The sequence below is a fragment of the Peptoniphilus indolicus genome, from assembly GCF_900454665.1.
Lineage (GTDB): Bacteria > Bacillota > Clostridia > Tissierellales > Peptoniphilaceae > Peptoniphilus > Peptoniphilus indolicus.
This window is the reverse complement of the sequence record NZ_UGTH01000001.1, coordinates 352,301-370,462: the sequence shown is the minus strand read 5'-3', so window position 1 is coordinate 370,462 and position 18,162 is coordinate 352,301. Positions and strand designations below refer to the sequence as shown.

General features: G+C 32.5%; 15 protein-coding genes. 11 read left to right on the top strand and 4 right to left on the bottom strand.

Annotated features, from left to right (window positions below; all coding sequences use genetic code 11):
- The first annotated feature begins 2 nt into the window (after positions 1 to 2).
- The 5 genes from ftcD (DYE58_RS01865) (at position 3) to glmL (ending at position 5,607) form a co-directional block, all read left to right on the top strand.
- Positions 3 to 884: a glutamate formimidoyltransferase gene (gene ftcD, locus DYE58_RS01865; protein WP_004822048.1), complete on the top strand. Its 882-nt coding sequence runs from the start codon at positions 3 to 5 to the stop codon at positions 882 to 884.
- A 100-nt stretch (positions 885 to 984) separates the two neighbouring features.
- Positions 985 to 1,878 carry a glutamate formimidoyltransferase gene (gene ftcD, locus DYE58_RS01860; RefSeq protein ID WP_004822050.1) on the top strand — a complete coding sequence of 298 codons (894 nt, stop codon included), beginning with the start codon at positions 985 to 987 and terminating at the stop codon, positions 1,876 to 1,878.
- Positions 1,879 to 1,885: 7 nt separating this feature from the next.
- The gene (locus DYE58_RS01855; RefSeq protein ID WP_004822051.1) at positions 1,886 to 3,562 is read left to right on the top strand and encodes a formate--tetrahydrofolate ligase; all 1,677 of its coding nucleotides are present in this window, start codon (positions 1,886 to 1,888) and stop codon (positions 3,560 to 3,562) included.
- 9 nt (positions 3,563 to 3,571) lie between these two features.
- A complete protein-coding gene (locus DYE58_RS01850; protein ID WP_004822053.1) occupies positions 3,572 to 4,198 on the top strand; it encodes a cyclodeaminase/cyclohydrolase family protein in 627 nt (208 codons plus the stop codon).
- 62 nt (positions 4,199 to 4,260) lie between these two features.
- A complete protein-coding gene (glmL, locus tag DYE58_RS01845; protein ID WP_004822054.1) occupies positions 4,261 to 5,607 on the top strand; it encodes a methylaspartate mutase accessory protein GlmL in 1,347 nt (448 codons plus the stop codon).
- A gap of 63 nt (positions 5,608 to 5,670) precedes the next feature.
- Here glmL and DYE58_RS01840 read toward each other — a convergent pair whose 3' ends face one another.
- Together DYE58_RS01840 and DYE58_RS01835 are read right to left on the bottom strand one after the other, a co-directional pair.
- Complete coding sequence (locus DYE58_RS01840) at positions 5,671 to 5,853, bottom strand: hypothetical protein (protein WP_115311963.1); 183 nt, start codon at positions 5,851 to 5,853, stop codon at positions 5,671 to 5,673.
- A 119-nt stretch (positions 5,854 to 5,972) separates the two neighbouring features.
- Complete coding sequence (locus DYE58_RS01835; protein WP_115311962.1) at positions 5,973 to 8,981, bottom strand: BTAD domain-containing putative transcriptional regulator; 3,009 nt, start codon at positions 8,979 to 8,981, stop codon at positions 5,973 to 5,975.
- 703 nt (positions 8,982 to 9,684) lie between these two features.
- Here DYE58_RS01835 and DYE58_RS01830 point away from each other — a divergent pair.
- Together DYE58_RS01830 and hutH are read left to right on the top strand one after the other, a co-directional pair.
- On the top strand, positions 9,685 to 11,004 hold the full coding sequence (locus tag DYE58_RS01830) for a Na+/H+ antiporter family protein (RefSeq protein WP_004822062.1): 1,320 nt from the start codon (positions 9,685 to 9,687) through the stop codon (positions 11,002 to 11,004).
- 105 nt (positions 11,005 to 11,109) lie between these two features.
- Complete coding sequence (gene hutH, locus DYE58_RS01825) at positions 11,110 to 12,648, top strand: histidine ammonia-lyase (protein WP_004822064.1); 1,539 nt, start codon at positions 11,110 to 11,112, stop codon at positions 12,646 to 12,648.
- 49 nt (positions 12,649 to 12,697) lie between these two features.
- Here hutH and citC read toward each other — a convergent pair whose 3' ends face one another.
- Together citC and DYE58_RS01815 are read right to left on the bottom strand one after the other, a co-directional pair.
- Positions 12,698 to 13,756 (bottom strand): [citrate (pro-3S)-lyase] ligase, encoded by a 1,059-nt coding sequence (gene citC, locus DYE58_RS01820; protein WP_050794634.1) that lies wholly within the window; start codon positions 13,754 to 13,756, stop codon positions 12,698 to 12,700.
- Positions 13,737 to 14,516 (bottom strand): triphosphoribosyl-dephospho-CoA synthase, encoded by a 780-nt coding sequence (locus DYE58_RS01815; RefSeq protein WP_115311961.1) that lies wholly within the window; start codon positions 14,514 to 14,516, stop codon positions 13,737 to 13,739. Before DYE58_RS01815 ends, citC begins: the two co-directional genes overlap by 20 nt.
- Before the next feature lie 59 nt (positions 14,517 to 14,575).
- Here DYE58_RS01815 and citX point away from each other — a divergent pair, with 59 nt between their 5' ends.
- The 4 genes from citX to citF all read left to right on the top strand — a co-directional run bounded on the left by citX (position 14,576) and on the right by citF (position 18,105).
- Positions 14,576 to 15,118, top strand: a complete 543-nt coding sequence (gene citX, locus DYE58_RS01810) for a citrate lyase holo-[acyl-carrier protein] synthase (RefSeq protein ID WP_115311960.1) — start codon at positions 14,576 to 14,578, stop codon at positions 15,116 to 15,118.
- 259 nt (positions 15,119 to 15,377) lie between these two features.
- Positions 15,378 to 15,671 carry a citrate lyase acyl carrier protein gene (gene citD, locus DYE58_RS01805; RefSeq protein ID WP_004822070.1) on the top strand — a complete coding sequence of 98 codons (294 nt, stop codon included), beginning with the start codon at positions 15,378 to 15,380 and terminating at the stop codon, positions 15,669 to 15,671.
- A complete protein-coding gene (locus tag DYE58_RS01800) occupies positions 15,668 to 16,561 on the top strand; it encodes an aldolase/citrate lyase family protein (RefSeq protein ID WP_004822071.1) in 894 nt (297 codons plus the stop codon). The genes citD and DYE58_RS01800 overlap by 4 nt, the downstream gene beginning before the upstream one ends.
- The gene (gene citF, locus DYE58_RS01795) at positions 16,558 to 18,105 is read left to right on the top strand and encodes a citrate lyase subunit alpha (protein ID WP_004822074.1); all 1,548 of its coding nucleotides are present in this window, start codon (positions 16,558 to 16,560) and stop codon (positions 18,103 to 18,105) included. Before DYE58_RS01800 ends, citF begins: the two co-directional genes overlap by 4 nt.
- The last annotated feature ends 57 nt before the right edge of the window (positions 18,106 to 18,162 follow it).

The window sequence follows — 18,162 nt, the reverse complement described above, 5'->3', positions numbered from 1 at the left end:
TTATGAGTAAAGTATTGATGGCAGAAGTAAATATAAGTGAAGGTACAGATCTCAGTATTGTAGAAAAAGTTAAAGAAGCTTTTTTAACAGTTGATGGAATAGAAGTTATAGATATTGATTCTAATGCAGACCACAACAGAACAGTTTTCACATACAAGGGAGAACCTCAAAATGTACTAGAAGCTACAAAAAGATTGGCAGCAAAAGCTGTTGAATTAATAGATATGACTAAACATAAAGGCTCACATCCAAGAATAGGAGCTGTAGATGTAGTTCCTTTTATTCCGGTAAGAGAGATAACAACAGAAGAAGCAGTAGATATAGCTAAAGAATTTGGAAAATATTTAGGAAGTCTTGGAGTTCCCGTTTATTTCTATGAAGACGCACAGGAAAAAGAATATAGAAAAGCTCTGCCAAAGATTAGAAAAGGACAATATGAAGCTTTAGAAGAGAGAATGAAAGATGAAGAATGGTATCCTGATGAAGGGCCTAAAGAATTCAATCCAAAATCCGGAGCGACTGTAACAGGTGCTAGATTCCCATTAGTTGCATTCAATATAAATTTAGATACAGAAGACATTGATATAGGAAAAGAAATAGTTAAATCCGTTAGAGCAGCAGCTGGCGGTTACACTTATGTAAGAGCGATAGCTCTAAGTCTTGAAGAAAAGAGACAAGTTCAAGTTTCTATGAATATGATTAACTATGAAAAGACACCAATACACAGAGTTTTTGAGACTATAAAATCTGAAGCTAATAGATATAATGTAAATATTGTAGATACAGAGTTAGTAGGGCCTGTACCTATCTATGCAATAAGAGATATTCTTGATTTTTATCTAAGAATTTCTAAAGATTTTTCCATTGACCAAATTTATTCATAAAAAGTCAAAAAATTTTTCATAATAGTATATCTTTTGACGTTTTATAGATAGGAAAATGTTAAACTCGCGTTGTAAAAAGTCTAGGAGGTATGACTAAATTATGAAAAGAGTAATGTGTATTCCTAATTATTCAGAAGGAAGAGATTTAGAAAAAGTAGATAAAATCGTAGAATGCTTTAGAGCAAAAGAAAATGTAAAGTTAGTAGATTACCAAGCAGACAAGGATCACAACAGAACAGTTGTTGAAGTTATTGGTGAACCTGAAGCTGTAATCAAAGCCGTTATAGAATCTGTTAAAGTAGCTCAAGAAGTTATAGACATGACTCAACATGAAGGGGCTCATCCAAGAATGGGAGCTGTTGACGTTGTTCCTTTCGTGCCTATTACAGAAGTTACAACAGAAGATTGCGTAGAATATGCAAAAGAAGTTGGTAAGGCAATAGGAGAACTAGGAATTCCTGTTTACCTATACGAAGATGCAGCTACAACTCCTGGAAGACAAAATCTAGCAAAGGTTCGTAAAGGACAATATGAAGGATTCTTTGAAAAGATCAAAGAAGAAGAATGGAAACCGGATTTCGGCCCACAAGAAATGAACGCAAAGAGTGGTGCTACTGCAGTTGGAGCAAGATTCCACCTTGTAGCATTTAACGTAAACTTAAATACAGATAAAGTAGAAATTGCTGATGCAATCGCTAAGAAAGTAAGACACATTGGTGGTGGACTTAGATTTGCTAAGGCTATAGGACTTCCACTTGAAGAAAGAGGACAAGTTCAAGTATCTATGAATCTTGTAAACTTTGAAAAGACAAGAATTTACCAAGCGCTTGAAATGGTAAAATCTGAAGCTAAGAGATATGGTGTAACTGTATACGGAACAGAGATAATCGGTATGGTTCCACTACAAGCTTTAATTGATTCCGCAGCATACTATATGCAAGTTGAAGAATTTAGCGCTGAACAAGTTATAGAAACATTATTAATTGAGGAGTAATAAATAGATGGCAGAATTTTTAACAGATATAGAGATAGCAAATTCCATTGAAATGGAACCAATAGTTGCAGTAGCTGAAAGAGCTGGTCTTAATGCAGATGATTTAGAACTTTATGGAAAATATAAAGCTAAAATATCTCTTGATGCTATTCATGAATTAGATAAAAAAGAAGATGGTAAATTAGTTCTTGTAACAGCAATTACTCCAACTCCGGCAGGAGAAGGGAAATCAACTGTATCAATTGGTCTTTCTCAAGGACTTAATAAAATGGGTAAAAACTCAGTTGTAGCTCTTAGAGAACCATCTTTAGGACCTGTTTTCGGAGTTAAAGGTGGAGCTGCTGGTGGCGGATATTCTCAAGTAGTTCCTATGGAAGATATCAACCTTCACTTCACTGGAGACCTTCATGCAATGACAGCTGCTAACAATTTATTATCAGCTCTTATTGACAACCATATTCACCAAGGTAATGCTTTGAGAATTGATTCAAGAAACATTACTTGGAAGAGAGTTATCGACATGAATGATAGAGCTATCAGAAATATTGTAATCGGAATGGGGGGAAAAGCTTGTGGATTTACAAGAGAAGACCATTTCATGATAACTGTAGCTTCTGAAATCATGGCAGCTCTTTGTTTAGCAAGTGGTTTAACTGACCTTAAAGAAAGACTTGCTAGGATGATTGTAGCTTACAACCTTGATGGAGAACCTGTAACAGCAGGACAATTAGAAGCTCAAGGAGCTATGGCTATGCTTCTTAAAGATGCAATAAAGCCAAACATTGTTCAAACTCTTGAACATACTCCGGCTCTTATCCACGGTGGACCATTTGCAAATATCGCTCACGGATGTAACTCATTAATAGCTACAAAATTAGGGCTTAAACTTTCTGATTACCTTGTAACAGAAGCAGGTTTCGGTGCTGACCTTGGAGCAGAAAAATTCTTTGATATCAAATGTAGACTTGGAAACATCAAACCGGATGCAGTAGTAATCGTAGCTACTATCAAAGCTCTTAAGATGCACGGCGGAGTAGATAAGAAGAACTTAAAAGAAGAAAATGTAGAAGCTTTAGAAACAGGATTTGCAAATCTTGGACGTCACATTGAAAATGTAAAGAAATTTGGTCTTCCAGTTGTTGTTGCAGTTAACAAATTTGCATTCGACACAGAAGCTGAAGTTAATAAATTAATTGAAAAATGTGCTGAATACGGAGTAGAAGTTTCACTTTCTGACGGATGGGCAAAAGGTGGAGAAGGAACTCTAGACTTAGCTGAAAAAGTTGTTAGAGCTTGTGAACAAGAAAACAACTTCCACTATCTATATGATGTAGAAGCTTCAATTCCTGAAAAACTTAACACTATAGTTACTGAAATTTACAGAGGAGCTAAAGTGGTTCTTACAGCAGCAGCTAAAAAACAAGTTAAGAAATTAGAAGAACTTGGATTAGATAAAATGCCAATCTGTATGGCTAAGACTCAATTCTCATTCTCTGATGATAAGAACGCAGTAAATGCACCGGAAGGATTTGAAATAACAGTTCAAAACGTAAGAGTTTCTGCAGGGGCAGGATTCATCGTTTGTGAAACAGGAGACATCATGGTAATGCCAGGACTTCCAAAAGTTCCGGCAGCTAACAAGATGGACGTTGATGAAAACGGAAAAATGGAAGGCCTATTCTAAGGAGGAAATATGTTAAAAGAGTTAACAGTAGCAGGATTTGTAGCAGAAACTTCTTCTGATTCTCCGGCACCGGGCGGTGGATCAGTTTCAGCTCTTGCAGCAGCTCAAGCAGCAGCACTTTTAGGAATGGTTGCAAACCTAACAGTAAAGAGCAAAAAATATGAAGCAGTTCACGAAGAAATGCAAAAATATGCTGAAGAATTAAAAGAACTTGAATTAGATTTCGTAGAAGACATTGATAGAGATTCAAATTCATTCAATGGCGTTATGGCAGCATTTAAATTACCAAAAGAAACTGATGAAGAAAAAGCTATAAGAACCAAGACAATTCAAGAAGAATATAAAAAAGCAGCAAATGTACCTCTACAAGTTGGTCTAAAAACTCTTAAGTTATTAGATTATGCAGGAGTTTTAATTGAAAAAGGAAACTCTAATGCAATAACTGACGTAGGAGTAGGTCTATTAAACTTAAAACTTGCAGTAAGAGGAGCTTTCTACAATGTAAAAATCAATCTTGGTTCAATCAAAGATGAAGCATTTGTAGCAGATACTAAAAAACAAATGGCAGAAGCACTTGAAAAAGTTGAAGCTGTAACAGCACCTCTACTTGAAAAGATTGAAGCTGAAATAGAATAATATAAATAAAAAAAGAGGGGGTATATCCCTCTCTTTTTGTTTTGAAATTTAGAAGGTGTAATATGAAATATTTACTTGTTGACATAGGTTCTACATATACAAAATTAACACTAGTAGATGCAGAGAAAAGGAAAATAATAGCAAAATCAAAAGATATAACTACAATAAAAACTTCTGTAATGAATGGATTTAGAAATGCTTTGAATAAAATAGAGAGTGAAATTGGAAAAGTAGAGTATGACAAAGCCATAACTTGTTCATCAGCAGCCGGTGGTCTTAAGATGGTAGCTGTAGGACTTGGGAAAAATCTCACAGCAGAAGCTGCAAAGCGTTCAGCTCTTGGAGCGGGAGCTAGAGTGCTTAAAACTTTTTCTTATGAATTAGACTTATCAAAAGTTAGAGAAATAGAAGAATTAAATCCGGATATTATATTGTTGTCAGGTGGGACAAATAACGGGAATAAATTCAATATATTACATAATGCTAAAATGCTTTCTGAATTAAATATAAAAGTGCCAATTGTAATTGCAGGAAATGAGCAAGTTTCAGATGAAGTAGCTGAAATTTTAAATGGTTTTGAAACTTATATTACAGAAAATGTTATGCCTACAGTCAATGAATTAAATGCAGACCCGACAAGAAAAATAATCAGGGACATCTTTATGAGAAGAATAATTTTTGCAAAGGGATTATCTGAATATAGAGAGAATGTAGGAGAAGTGCTTATGCCTACTCCGGATTCTGTATTGCAAGCGGCAAGGTTACTTTCAGTTGGAACAGAAAATGAATCCGGACTTGGAAATTTAATTTTAGTTGATATAGGTGGAGCGACAACTGATGTTCATTCAATCGGATATGGACTTCCGGAAAATAATGATATTAGATTTGAAGGATTAAAAGAGCCATTTGATAAGAGAACTGTTGAGGGAGATCTTGGAATGAGATATTCTGCAGTTAGTTTATACGAATCTGTTGGAGAAGAAGAATTAAAAGAATATTATGACGCGGATTATAAAACAGAATGTAAGAGAAGAAGCGAAGATATAATGATGGTGCCGGATACTGAACAAGATAAAAAGATAGATACTTCAATTGCAAAAGCTTGTGTAAATCACTCTTTAGATAGGCACGTTGGAAATTTGAGAAAAGAGTATTCAAACGGAAGATATATTTATTACCAAAGCGGAAAAGATTTATCAAGTTTTAATACTATAATAGGAACGGGAGGAGTTTTAGTTCATTCTGAAAATCCTGAATTTATTTTAGAAACAAAAAATGCTCCACTGTATCCAAAAGAACCTACAAAATATTTGGATAAGGAGTATATACTCTCAGCAATGGGACTTTTGGCAACAGAAGATAGAGAAGCGGCATTAGAAATAATGAAGAATACAATAGAAAAAATATAGATTAAAATAAACCCATCTTTCTGAATTGAGATGGGTTTAAAAATATAATTTATGTATCACTCATTAATCTTTTGAGTATTTAAAATACAAAACAACAGCTACCAAAAATGATAACTCAAAGCATACAGAGTAAATAGAATAAGCAGGCTCTATAAGATTGTTTATAACTACGGTCATAAATATTTTATCTATTATAACAGGATAAAATATTAAAAGTAATAGTAGTAATTTTTTCTTATTATTCATATTAACCTCCAAGTGCTAAAGTATCGTTTTTAATAGTATACTATATTTTTTTAATAAATTAGTAATATGAAAAAGTTATATAAAATAAAAAGAGAGCTCAATAGAACTCCCTAAATTTTTTATAAGTTGCTTATTTCAAAATTATCTCTGAATTTATCTAAGTTTGCAATTGCATTTTCTTTATAGAAATCTTCTTTTTCAGTAAATAAACCGACAAATTCATCGTTTATTATATCGTGGTCAAGAGACTTAAATATTTTATAACCGGCAAAATAAACAGTGCCAAGAGCTCTTGGGTCTTCCATTTTAGATGCAAATTTAAATGCTGTTCTAAGGTGTGCTGAAGCATTTTTATAATTTTTATCTTCAACTTCACAAAGTGCCATATAAGCATCCAAGACAGGACGTTTCCAAAATGAGTCGAACTGTCCATAAAGAGAATATGCTTTGTTAAATTCTTCCTTTGCAAGTTCAAGTTCATTGTTTGCAAAGTGTGCTTTTCCTTTATTTATATAGAAAATAGATAGAGAAGAAAGAGCATTTTTATTTTTTGAAAGCTCAATGGCTTTTTCAAATTTACCAATAGCTTCTTTGAATTTTAAATCTTGGAATCTAATTTCACCAATGTAGTTGTAAGCTGCAGCTATATTGATTGCATATCTATTTGCGACTTCATCTGTTACTGTAAATGTGTTGATTGACTCGGTGAAAAGTTTTTCGGCAAGGAATGTGTTGCCAATCATCATATTGTAAAGACCTTTTAATCTGAGCAGTATTCCAATCTCTTTATGATAGTTGCAAATTACGGCTAAATCTAGCGCTGATTCAATATATTCAAGCATATCTTTCGAGTTGTTAGTTTGGATATTATAGAAAATCATTTGCTTATATCCATCTAAGATATAGTCTTTATTGTCGATTTCTTTAGCTTTAGATATTACATATTTTATATCTTCAATTCCCTCTTGATAAGAACCATATCGTATTAAGTATCTGCCTTTCATATAATAAAATTCAACTTCGAGTTGTTTAACATCTTCTTCATTTTCATTTTTCTTAATATCTGAAAAATTATCTTCTAATTTATCAAACATTTCTTGAATTTTATCTCTTGAAATATAAATCTTTGCATCTTCGTCCAGTTCGGACACATTAAGTATAGGGAATAGTTCATGAGAAAAATTTAGATAGTAGTTTAAAGTTTCTAATTTATATTTTATACTTTTTAAATTTTCTCCGGCACTTGAATAATGGTAAACAAGTTTTGAGTAAGTATATAGACTTTTATTATTTTTCAAGTCGGCTTCTAAAAGTTGTCCAATTCTCTTGTGAAGAACTTTTTTCTTTGAATTGGCTTGTGTCATGTATATATATTCTCTGAGTTTTGAATGAGTGAACATGATTCTGGTATCATTTTTATGTTCTCTTTCAGTTAATATATTTGCATTTTCTAAGTTTTCTAAAAGACCTATAATATCGAACTCACCTTGTCCACTTATTTCAGTTATTTGAGAGAGAGGAGCTTCGTCGTAGAAATAGCTTACTATATCGAGCAAATCTCTTTCCGGTTTTGAAAGATAAGCAAATCTTGACTTCATTGCATCTATCATCTCTTGAGTCATAAGATTAGAAGAATTCGATGATTTTAAGAGATTAACATATTCAGATAAAAAAAGAGAATTGCCTTCTGTTTCGGAATATATTCTATCAATTAGTTCATCTTTGATTTGAGTTTCAGGCAGTGCTTTTGATACAAACTCTGCAGTGGCGTCTCTTGAAAATCTATCTAATTCAATTTTTTCAAGTAAGTTATATTTAATTAATGTGCTGACCATATCTTCAAAATCTCTATTAAATTGTTTTCTTGATGTCATAAAAAACATAGCTTCTTTATTTAGCCTCAATATGACAGAAGTAAGTAATTTAATAGAAGTTTGATCCATCCATTGAATATCTTCAAAGATCAGTATTAAATTTTGTTTGGCTGAAATTTTTTTTATAGCTTCAACTATAACTTGGGTGAGTAAATCAAAATTCAATGGTTGTATGTTTTCTAATAAAATTATGTCTTTAGCAGAGTCTTCAAAAGCTGGGAACAATTTTTTTATAGTTATATCCCAGAAAGTAGGAAGTGGAATTTTAAGTTCTTTTAAAAGTTTTCCTATTTTATTTATCATTACGCCTATAGGTCTAAGGGCATAATTTTCTTCTGCTTGATAACAAAAAGCTTCTAATATAGTAGTATTGGAATCAATTTGTTCAAAGGCCTTTCTCTTGAGGGCGCTTTTACCAATTCCGGCTTCACCATACAGAACTATTGATTTTAAATTATCGGTTTTGAAAAATTTTAAATTTTCTTGAATCGCAGCCAGCTCATCAAACCTACCGAAGAAATATTCATCATGAGATTTGGGGCGCTTGTTATTTAAATTTATACGCTTTATTGATTCTTCATAAATTTTTTTTGTCTCTAAATCAGGGCTTACACCAAGTTCATCTTGTAATAACTTAGTTAAGTTATAATAAGTTTCTATAACTTTTCCGTTTCTTCCTGTTTTTTGATAAAATTTCATAAGTAGACGGAAATTTCTTTCGTCATATTCATCAATTTGAGTTAGTTTGTTAATTTCTTTTTCGACATTTTCATAATTTTCTTCAGCAATGTCTTTTTCTAATTTATCATAAGAAGTTGAAATAAATTTTTCTTCAAAGTAGTTACGCATTTTAGTAACCCAGTATTCATAAGATTCAGCTTCTTTTATAAAAAAACCTTGTAGGAATTCTCCCTTATAAAGGTCTAAATGTTCTATTGGATTTTGATTAAAGAGGTCTGCATCACATTGAATATCCAAATTTTTATCTATCTCCAAAACAGATTTTTTAGGAGAAATTATAAAGTCTATTCCAACACATTTTTTTGCTTGATAAATAGCATTTCTAAGATTCTTTTTAGCTGTTTTTTCGTTTTCATCAGGCCAAAGTAAATTGGCAATTTCATCTCTAGTTATAAATTTATTTAACACAAGATAATATATCAAAGCATTTATCTTACTATAAGGAAATAAAATTTGTTTTCCATTTAAATAGAATTGGGGAACACCAAATAATTGTAAGTAAATTTTGTCCATTTATTTCACCTCTTAACACAATTTTATGATATGAAAACATTTAAGTCAAATATTATTATAAATCGCAACAAATTTTAGACGTTTTGAAATTGGAAGCTTGAACTTAAAATTAAATATTAATAAAATTTAAAAATAAATTTTAGATAAAATAGACGAAAACATTTTAGTTAATAATAATTATCAGTGAATATTTAAATCTAATACTTCCAGTAAAAACTTGATGAATTTGTAAAGAGATAATTATTTATAAATTTGATTTTACTATTTTAAGATTAAATTTTCTCTAAATAAATTGACAAAATTTAGAAGAAAAAACAATACAATAATGTAAATAAAAGGAATTTTCTTTATTTAACGGGTTGAAAAATTGAAAGAAATTTATTATAGAGTTATAAAATATTTTTTTGAGTCAAATAAATTTAAATAAACATTAAATATTTAAAAAAATTTTTTATAACAGTTACAGTGAAGATACAAAAGAATAATAGTGAAAATGTTTTAGAAGACGATAATTAGACGTTTTTTATAGAAAAAGCTCACTTTCCATAGATTAAAGCAAGATCTATTGTAAAGTTATAATGAAGTAAAATAAAATTTTATATAATAAATCGTATTAAATTTAATAATAGTTGACATCTAATTGATGGAAATTGATTATAATTAGATCATAAAAACCGAGTAAATATAAAAAGGAGGAAATTATATGATATTATTTAATCCGGTTGTTATATCAGTTTTAGTAATGTGCATACTTTGTTTGTTAAAATTTAACGTACTTTTAGCAATCATAGTATCTGCAATGGTAGCAGGATTCTCTGCGGGAATGCCACTAGTTGAAGGCGACGGTTCTATAATGAGTTTGTTAATTGGTGGTATGGGAGGTAACTCAGCGACAGCTCTTAGTTACATATTACTTGGAGCATTTGCAGTGGGACTTGCAAGAAGTGGTTTAGGAAAAATCTTATCACAAAAGATTGCAAAGGTTTTATCAGGTAAAAAGATGTTTTTAATTTTTGCTTTGGCATTTATTTCATGTTTTTCACAAAACTTAGTACCTGTACACATTGCCTTTATACCTATATTAATTCCACCGCTACTAACTGTATTCAATAAACTTAAAATTGATAGACGTGCATTAGCATGTGCTCTTACATTTGGTCTTAAAGCACCTTATATTTCATTACCACTTGGATTTGGTTTAATTTTCCACCAAATATTGGTAGATAATATAACTCAAGCCGGTTTACCTATATCTGTTTCAGATACTAAGAGAGTAATGTGGATAGGCGGTCTTTCAATGTTAGTTGGTCTTATCTTCTGTGTTCTTGTCCTATATAGAAAAGAACGTGAATATCAAGATCTTCCGATAGTAGGGGCTGAAGAAGATACAGGAGAAGCTGTAATGTCTCGTGAAGCTTGGGGAGCTCTTGCGGGGTGTATTGTCACAGCGGCAATTTCAGCTATAACAGAATCACTTCCACTTGGAGCGCTAGGCGGACTTATAGTAATGCTTCTAACAGGATGTATAAAAATTAAGAACTTAGACGACGTAATTAACGGCGGTATTGGCATGATGGGATTTATAGCTTTTGTAATGTTAGTAGCATCAGGATATGCTAATGTATTAAGAACAAGTGGAGCAGTTGAAGAACTTGTTGATGCAGCAGCAGTATATATGTCAGGTTCAAAAGCAGTAGCAGCTTTCATAATGTTACTTGTAGGTTTGTTAATAACAATGGGTATAGGTACATCATTCGGAACTATTCCAATTGTAACAGCAATATATGTCCCATTGGGACTTCAAATAGGACTTTCAACACCATCTATTATTCTTTTAATAGGTATAGCAGCAGCTCTTGGTGATGCAGGTTCTCCGGCGTCTGACTCAACTTTAGGACCTACATCAGGACTTAATGCAGACGGACAACACAATCACATTTGGGACACTTGTGTTCCTACATTCATAGCTTATGACATCTTCCTAATCATAGGTGGGGTTGTAGCTACAATGATATTTGGATAATTAATAGGTAGCAATTAAGATGTAGTTTTGAACTAAACTGCATCTTAATCAATTTATAAACAAATTTATCAATTTATTTGGATAAAGGATAAATAGGAGGAAAAAATGGAAAAAGTAATTTTAAATGGTAAAGACTTAACTCTTGAAGAAGTAGTTGCAGTTGCCAGAGAAGGCGTAAAAGTTGAAATAGCACCTGAACAAGAAGAAGCAGTAAAAGCATCTCGTGCAATCGTTGATGGTATAGTAGAAGAAGAAAGAGTTGTTTACGGAGTTACAACTGGTTTCGGTTCTCTTTGTAAAGTAAGTATCTCCAAAGAAGATTCTTCTCAACTTCAAGAAAACTTAATTAGAACTCACTCAAGTGGATTTGGTGAACCTCTAAAAGAAGATGAAGTTAGAGCTATCATGCTTATCAGAATTAACTCACTTGTTAAAGGTGTATCCGGGATAAGACTTGAAACAGTTCATACAATTCTTGACATGCTAAATAATGGAGTAGTTCCACACATTCCGGAAAAAGGCTCACTAGGAGCAAGTGGAGACTTAGCACCTTTAGCACACATGGTACTTCCAATGCTTGGACTTGGAAAAGCATATTTCAAAGGCGAACTTATGTCAGGTAAGGAAGCTATGGAAAAAGCCGGTGTTGAAGTTATAGCTCTTCAAGCAAAAGAAGGTCTTGCATTAATCAATGGAACAACAGTTCTAACAGCAATTGGAGCTCTTGCTACACACGATGCAATTCAACTTTTAAAATTATCAGACATCGCTGGAGCACTTTCACTAGAAGCTCACAGAGGTATTATAGATGCATTCTATGAAAAACTTCACACAATCAGACCTCACAATGGATGTTTAGCAACAGCTAAGAACATGAGAGCATTAACTGAAGGTTCAACTTACCTAACTCACACAGCTGATATAAGAGTACAAGACCCTTATACATTAAGATGTATCCCTCAAATTCATGGAGCAAGTAAAGATACAATAGCTTATGTTAAGGAAAAAGTTGAAATAGAAATTAACGCAGCAACTGATAACCCAATCATTATTTCTGATACAGAAGTAATTTCAGGCGGTAATTTCCATGGAGAACCAATGGCACAACCATTTGACTTCCTAGGAATTGGTGCTTCTGAAATAGGTAATGTTTCTGAAAGAAGAGTTGAGAGATTAGTAAATGCACAACTATCTGACTTCCCTTCATTCTTAGTAAAATACCCTGGCCTAAACTCAGGATTCATGATTACTCAATACGCTGCAGCAGCACTTGCATCAGAAAACAAAGTACTTGCTCATCCGGCAAGTGTTGATTCAATCCCATCTTGCGAAAACCAAGAAGACTTTGTATCAATGGGAACAATAGCTGCAAGAAAAGCTAGAGATATCGTTGCAAACTCAAGACGTATCGTTGCAACTGAAATCATGGCAGCAGTTCAAGCTATCGACTTCAGAAAAGAAGAAGGATTCAAACTTGGAGTTGGAACTCAAGCAGCTTATGACGTTGTAAGAAAGACTGTAAATTTCATCGAAAACGATAAAGATATCGAAATCTATGATGAACTTGAAAAGATTACAGAAGCTCTTGTTAATGAATCTATAGTAAAAGCTGTAGAAGAAAAAGTAACTCTTGACATCAAATAAGAAAAACAACAAAAAGGATATGCCGGGGAACTGACATATCCTTTTTCAATTATTTTGTATCAGATTGTTTAAATCCTTTTAGAGGGTCATTTTGTAGTTTTTTAATTATATGATTAGCTTTTTCAGACTTTAAAAAGTCATAAGTTGTTTTAGGAACTAACTTTTCAATTTGCTCAAACTCTCCATTTGCAATTAAGTTTCTAACTGTAGAAGCAGATATAGGTTTTTCATCAACTTCAGTTCTCTTTATAATCTCAAGCAGAGGATAGTTTGGATTTGGAGAATAGTTAAATACTTTTTTCATAGTTTCGTTGTAAATTTCAGTTGGTTTGCTAAAAGGCTCTTCTCCTACAAATCTATATCCAATATTTAACTTAGGAGCTATATGGTATTTAAATATTCTGCTGTCGAGCTCTGCATGCACTTCTGTTACACTCACTGATTCCTTTAAAAAATAAGATGGGAAAGTTTGAGAAGATACCAAATAATTTTTTGTAGGATGATAGAAGACGTTATTTAAATGGCTTGTACCTTGCTTAATCAAATTTAACCTTGTGTTAAAATCAAAGACAGATTTATCTTCACTAACCACAAAAATATGGAGCACATCACACATTTTTTTAGCTTGTTCGACTAAGTACAAGTGCCCATTAGTAAATGGATTTGCATTCATTACTATCGAACCCACAGTTCCTGAAATTTTAGGAGCAACTAAAGAATTTATATATTTACCAAAACCATCTGTAGAATTTTCCATAAAAACTAAATCATTTCCAACTCTTTCAATAGTTTTAAATCCAAGAAAAGAAAAGGCTTTTTCAGATGCCGGTTTTGTGTAAACATAAATATCTTTAAATCCCTTTTCGTAAATAGTATTTATTAAAAAAGAAATCAACTCATTGAAAACAGAACCGCCCTGATAACTTTCTTTAATTGCGATACATTTAATTATATTTTCAAATGTGGAGCCGGTCGCAACGAGAACATCATTTTCAAAAATTCCATAAGTTTCATGCACAGTATTTTCAGTCTTTAGTCCGGATTCTTTTAATAAATTTGCCCATTTATTGTAGTCAGATTCTATTTTATCAATCCATAATTTTTGCATTTTTACCTCCATATAAATTTAAAATTAAATTTGCAGTAGTCAATACGTCTGCAATGCCTCCGGATGAAATGTTATTTTTCACATAGAATTTGTCTAGTTCATCAGCTAACCTTTCATCGTAATTATTTAGAATTTCCAGAGCCCTATTCTGTAAAAATTTAAGCGTCTTTATATCACTTCTCTTTATGGTTGTTGTATCATCTATATTTGCAATTAGATAAAGAGTTTTTTTGTCTTCATCCCAATAATTTTCTTTTATTAAATCTATAAAATTAAATACTGTTTCGTAACCGGTGAGTGGAAATGTACGAATGTCATTTATGCCAAAAGTATGAAGTTTGGCACTGTTTTGAGGATTTGTGTAGTCGCAGGTCAACTCTTTTGAAAATTCCTTAATAGATTTTGAAATTTCAGAATAGTCAGTATTTAGTAGCCATTCTCTGTAGACAAACAGTATTAAAAATATTAATCCCTTGTGAGTGTTTATTCCATTGGTTGATTTAAACATAGCCTCTTCTACTTTGACTCCGAAGTTTTTTAAATTCTTGAAATCTGTTAAATCAGAGCCTTCCACTTTTTTTAGTTGATCCACTATTGCGCTCGCAGAATTTAAAAAAGTGTTATGGTCCATATCTGTGTGTGAACCGTTTGAAGTATAGTTTACACAACCATAGCCTCGCTTTCGTGACAATTCAGAATGTACAGCTGTTAAAAAACAGTTACAGAAAATATCTATTTTATTTGAATTTATATATTTCATATTAATTTTCCTCGATTGTGGTATTATTAAAATTATAACAGAGTGAGAGGTATTTTTTTATGGAAGAAAACTTAAAAGACAATATTTTTAATGACGGGTCAAGACCTTCAATTGTAGAAGTAATGGATAGAAGAGAAGAAAGAGTGTATCAAATAAGACAACTTTTAAATTCTGAGAATTGTGTTGTGTGCTTGAAATTGAATATTCCTGGGGAAGTTAAAAACAATGATTGGATATTAAAAGTATTTGATAAAGCAGTTGAAAAAATAGATAAAAAGCTTTTAGAAAATGGAATAGACATAGAAAAAAAGTCAGTTCAAAATTTAAAGACGGGACCGGAATATATTTTTAGTGTTATAGAAGATTCTAAAATTATTAAAGAATATATGGTTGAAATAGAAGAAGAAACTCCGATAGGAAGGCTATATGATATTGACGTTGAGACAGCTGATGGAAGTGTTTCAAGGCAAGACATCAATAAAGAAGAGAGGAAGTGTTTTATATGTGACAAACCTTCTAAAATTTGTTCCAGCTCAAGAGCGCATAGCGTTGAGGAAATGTTAGCTTATATAAGTGGTTTAATTTTGAATGAGATTGAATAAAATCAAGTAAAGCTTATATATTTTTTAAATATAAATTAATATACAACTTTAAACGGTCAGATATTTTATTGAGATAGAGTTTTTGACTGTTTTTTTATTTATATAAAGTGCAAAAATACAAGTTCTATTAAATATTAAATAAAAATTGTTCTTTAGATGTTTTTAAAGGTTTAAATAGTCAAAAGAGGGCATCTATAATTTATAATATGAAAAGTAATTAAAATTGAAGTTTTAGAAAACGATTGTTTTGGAGGGAGTTATGGAATTAAAACATGATGCAGTTGCCGGAACTTTGGAGTCCAGCGATGCATTGGTTAGAGTTGAACCGGCTGAAGATTTACAAGTTGAAATTGAAAGTTCAGTTATGGTTCAATTTGGACGCCAAATTAATGAAACAGTTAGAGAAGTTTTAAAAGATTTAGAAGTTGAAAAGGCAAAAGTAAAAGTTCAAGATAAAGGAGCTTTAGAATGTACTCTAAAGGCAAGAGTTGAAACAGCAGTTTTTAGAGCAGTGGACCAGACTTCAAATTTACCATGGGGGTCAAAACTATGAGAAGAGATATTAGACGTACAATGATGTTTTTAAATGCTCAAAAAGCATCATTGGTAAAAGACCCTTACGTATATGGTGCAGATTGTGTGATTTTAGACTTAGAAGATGCAGTTGCAGAAAGTGAAAAAGATTCTGCGAGAATTCACCTATACAACACTTTAAAGAGTAGAGATTACGGAGACACAGAAGTCTGGGTTAGAATAAATGCCGTAGACTCAGAATATTTCAAAGAAGATGTAAGAGCTTCTGTTGCTGGTGGATGTGATGGTATAAGGATACCAATGACTGAAACAGCAGAAGATGTAATAAAAACAGTAGAAGAAATTACAAAGGCTGAAGAAGAGTTTGGAATAGAAAAGGGCAAGACTATGATTATGGCAGCTCTTGAATCTCCACTTGGCGTTTTAAATGCTTACCAAATCTGTAAAGCAAGTGACAGAATGATGGGTGTTGCACTTAGTGCCGGAGATTTCAGAAGAACTATGCATGCGCAAACTACTAAAACCGGAGAAGAACTTTTCAGTGCAAGGTCTATGATTGTATTGAGCGCAAGAGCAGCTGGAGTTATGTGTTTCGATACTGTTTATACAGACCTTGAAGATGAAGCAGGTCTTATAAAAGAAACTGAACTTATAAGAAACATGGGATTTGATGGAAAGAGTGTCATCAACCCTAGACAAATAGAAACAATACACAATGTATTCAATCCAACACAAAAACAAATAGAAGAAGCTCAAAGAATTGTGCTTGCTGTTGAAGAAAATAAGAAAAAAGGAATAGGTGTAATGATTGTAGATGGCAAGATGGTTGATATAGCCCACGTTGAAGGAGCTGTAAGAAACTTGAAATTAGCCAAAGCTGCAGGATTATATAAGGGGGATCTCGTATGAAAAATAGTTTAGGTAGAGAGATACCTGATGAGTTATTAAAAGATGGAATAGAAGTTTATCAAGGTGCAGAGTATAGAAAAGATTATGTATATACAAAAGCAGCTCCAACTGTAAAAGCTAATATTTCAAGTGGAGAGTCAAAGTTAGTAGACACAATAAAAGAAGCAATTGAAAAAGTCGGTTTAAAAGATGGAATGACAATATCTTTCCACCACCATTTGAGAAATGGAGATTATGTGTGTGCTGAAGTTATGGAAGTAATTCACGAAATGGGAATTAAAGATTTATTCGTATGTGCATCAAGTCTTGGAAAAGCTCATGCAAATATGGTTCCTATGATTGAAGATGGAACAATAACTGGCATTTCTTCAAGTGGTGTTAGAGACGAAATAGGTGAAGCCCTTTCAGCAGGAAAGCTTAAAAATCCGGCGTGGATTAGAAGTCATGGCGGACGTGTTAGAGCAATTGAAACCGGACAAGTAAAAATTGATGTTGCATTTATTGCAGCTTCAAGCTCTGATGTTATAGGAAATGCATCAGGGAAAGGTGGAAAGAATGATTGTGGAGTTTTATCTTATGCAGATGTAGATGCAAAATATGCAGATAAAGTTATAGTAATCACAGATACTATAAAAGAAACTCCAAACTTCCCCGCACCAATTGAGTCAGTTGATGTAGACTATGTTGTAAAAGTAGATGAAATAGGTGACCCCAGTAAAATAGCATCCGGGGCAATAAGAATGACAAATGATGTAAGAGAACTTAAGATGGCTGAATACTGTGCAAAGGTAGTGGCTTCAACTGAATGGTTTAAAGAAGATTTCACATTCCAAACAGGAGCAGGCGGGGCATCTCTTGCAGTAACAAGATTTCTAAAAAAATATATGGATGAAAAGAATATTAAAATGGGCTGGGGTTTAGGCGGTATAACCGAACCAATGGTAAATCTATTAAGAGAAGGATATATTAAAAAACTTATAGATGACCAGGCATTTGACGTTGCATCAGTTAAATCAGCTTATGATGACCCTAAACATTTTGAAATATCTTGTTCACAATATGCTAACCCAATGAACAAGGGAGCTTTTGTAAACTATTTAGACTATGTAATTTTAGGTTGTCTTGAAATAGATACAGACTTCAATGTAAATGTAGTACAAGGTTCTGACGGTAAAATCCAAGGTGCGCCGGGTGGACACCCTGATACAGCTCAAGGAGCGAACTGCACAATAATAGTAGCCCCACTTATCAGAAGTAGACTTGCTACAGTTAGAAGAAGCCTAACTTCAATAACTACACCGGGAGAAACTATTGATGTCTTGGTAACAGATTATGGAGTATGTGTAAACCCTAATAGAAAAGATATATTAGAGCAACTGGAAAAAACAGACTTACCACTAAAGACAATTGATGAGTTAGCTGAAATCGCTGAGTCAATAGTTGGAGTAGCTGACCCAATTGAATTTGAAGACAAAGTTGTGGCTTTGGTTGAATATAGAGATGGAACAATAATAGATGTAATTAAAAAACCTAAATATTTATAAAAATATATGTGTAAAATCATAAAATTATTCTATCAGAATGGGTAAAAATAATCTAGC